The sequence below is a fragment of the Oleiphilus sp. HI0066 genome, from assembly GCF_001635725.1.
In genome coordinates, this window is record NZ_LWFH01001208.1 from 1 (window position 1) to 2,375 (window position 2,375).

Consider the following 2,375-nt stretch of genomic DNA (forward strand, 5'->3'; position numbering starts at 1 on the left):
ATTCAAGAAGCTGCGCAAGAGCTCGTCACTTCACAGCCAATGAACGATATTCATGCGGTGATTAAAACACCTAAGTTACAAGTCAAAGCGCGGAATCAAAATCAAATCTTGTATCTTCAGCGCGTCAAACAGCACGATATTAATTTCGGTATTGGACCCGCCGGCACGGGTAAAACTTATCTCGCGGTAGCTTGTGCGGTTGAAGCCTTACAAAAAGAAGAAGTAAAGCGAATTCTTTTGGTACGTCCTGCTGTAGAAGCCGGCGAGAAGCTCGGTTTTCTCCCTGGTGATCTAGCACAAAAAGTAGACCCCTACTTACGCCCTCTTTATGACGCACTATACGACATGCTGGGCTTTGAGCAGGTTGCGCGCCTAATCGAGAAAAACGTCATTGAAATCGCACCACTCGCGTTTATGCGGGGGCGCACCTTGAATAACGCGTTTATTATTCTGGATGAAAGCCAAAACACGACACCAGAGCAAATGAAAATGTTTTTAACACGTATCGGCTTTGGGTCTACCGCCATCATAACTGGCGACATTACACAAACCGACTTACCTAAAGGCGCCAAGTCCGGGCTCGCTGAATGCCAAACAATCTTGAACAATGTTGCCGGCATCAGCGTCACGAATTTCAATTCGGCCGACGTAGTGCGCCATCCTCTAGTTCAGCGCATTGTCGAAGCATACGACAAACACGACGCAAAGCAGAGCTAAGATGAGCAAACTCACAATCGATTTACAGATCGAAATCGGTAACAACGATTTTCCTCCACTTGATCAGTTCGAGCGCTGGGCAAACGCTGCGTATCAGGGAGAGAAACATCTCGAGATGACGATACGCATCGTTGAAGAAGAAGAATCGCACGCACTTAATTTTGAGTATCGCGGTAAAGATAAATCGACTAACGTATTGTCATTCCCATTCGAAGCTCCCGAGTTTGTGGAGATCGATTTACTTGGCGATCTAGTTATCTGTAAGCCCGTTGTTGAGCTAGAAGCAAAAGAACAAGATAAACAACTGGAAGCGCATTGGGCGCACATGGTGATTCACGGAACGCTTCACCTTCAAGGATATGACCACATTCACGATGACGAGGCTGAAGAGATGGAAAGACTTGAAATTACGATTCTCTCTGATTTAGGCTACGATAATCCTTATTTGTAAGAGGCAAACTAGTTCTACTAATGAACGACGACACTCCGAGTACCGGGCCAGCTTCAAAGAGCTGGCTAGAACGAATCTCTCAGGCTTTCTCCGATCAACCTGAGAACACAGAAGAACTTCTCGAATTACTTCGAGACAGCGAGCAGCGCAACGTTCTTGATAGCGACGCTCTGAGCATCATTGAAGGCGCAATTCAAGTCACGCAAATGCAAGCGCGTGAAGTAATGATCCCTCGCTCACAAATGATCGCCATCAAACTTAACGCTGATCCTGAAGACTACATCGGCAGCATCATCGAATCAGCGCACTCCCGTTTTCCAGTATTCGGCGAATCAAATGATGAAGTAGAAGGCGTTTTGCTAGCTAAAGACCTGCTACCGCTCGCACTTAAGGGTGAACTCAAGCGTCAGGACATCCAAGAGCTGATTCGACCTGCTTCTAAAATTCCAGAGAGCAAACGCTTAAACGAGCTACTAAAAGACTTTAAGAAAAAACGTATTCACATGGCTATCGTCATTGACGAGTATGGTGTCACGTCGGGCTTAGTAACCATCGAAGATGTTCTTGAACAGATTGTTGGCGAAATTGAAGATGAGCACGATATCGAAGAGGAAGCGAATATTAAGCTTCTAAGCGATTCAGAGTCGACGGTTAAAGCACTCACATCAGTGGAAGAGTTCAACGACCACTTCGGCACATTTATTCCTGATGATGAATTCGATACCATCGGCGGCTGCGTCATCAAAAGCTTCGGCTGCCTTCCAAATCGGGGGGACGAAACGCTGTTCGAAGGATTCAAAGTCACCGTATTAAACGCGGATAGCCGCACAGTACGTCTTTTAAAATTCGAAAAATAAATAAAAGCGCGCTGAAGCGCTAGCGAGTCAAAAATGCGAGCAACACTTCTCTGCTCGCTTGCTATTTTTGTAGCAGGCGCATTACAGACCTTAGGTCTAAGTCCATTCAATTTTTGGCCCGCAAGCATCATTTCGCTTGTCGCTTTTTTATTCATTACAAAAGCACTATCTTCAAATCATTTACTAACAGGGAAACGTGCTTTTTATCAGGGATGGCTGTTTGGCTTCGGCTTGTTTGCTAGCGGCGCATCTTGGGTGTACGTGAGCATAAATACCTATGGCCATGCGCACCCAGCTTTGGCGGGAATTCTGACGCTACTATTCGTCGCATTCTTAGGCTTATTCCATGG

General features: G+C 46.0%; 3 protein-coding genes and 1 pseudogene. All 4 read left to right on the top strand.

The window, feature by feature from the left end; all coding sequences use genetic code 11:
- Nucleotides 1-717 (top strand): PhoH family protein (locus A3738_RS16535; RefSeq protein ID WP_068763735.1); only part of this gene is annotated, 717 nt, incomplete at its 5' end.
- Between the two features lies 1 nt (nucleotide 718).
- On the top strand, nucleotides 719-1,168 hold the full coding sequence (gene ybeY / locus A3738_RS16540; RefSeq protein ID WP_068478523.1) for an rRNA maturation RNase YbeY: 450 nt from the start codon (nucleotides 719-721) through the stop codon (nucleotides 1,166-1,168).
- 20 nt (nucleotides 1,169-1,188) lie between these two features.
- The gene (locus A3738_RS16545) at nucleotides 1,189-2,025 is read left to right on the top strand and encodes an HlyC/CorC family transporter (protein WP_068478525.1); all 837 of its coding nucleotides are present in this window, start codon (nucleotides 1,189-1,191) and stop codon (nucleotides 2,023-2,025) included.
- A 33-nt stretch (nucleotides 2,026-2,058) separates the two neighbouring features.
- Nucleotides 2,059-2,375: pseudogene (locus A3738_RS16550) on the top strand (apolipoprotein N-acyltransferase); the annotation flags it as partial.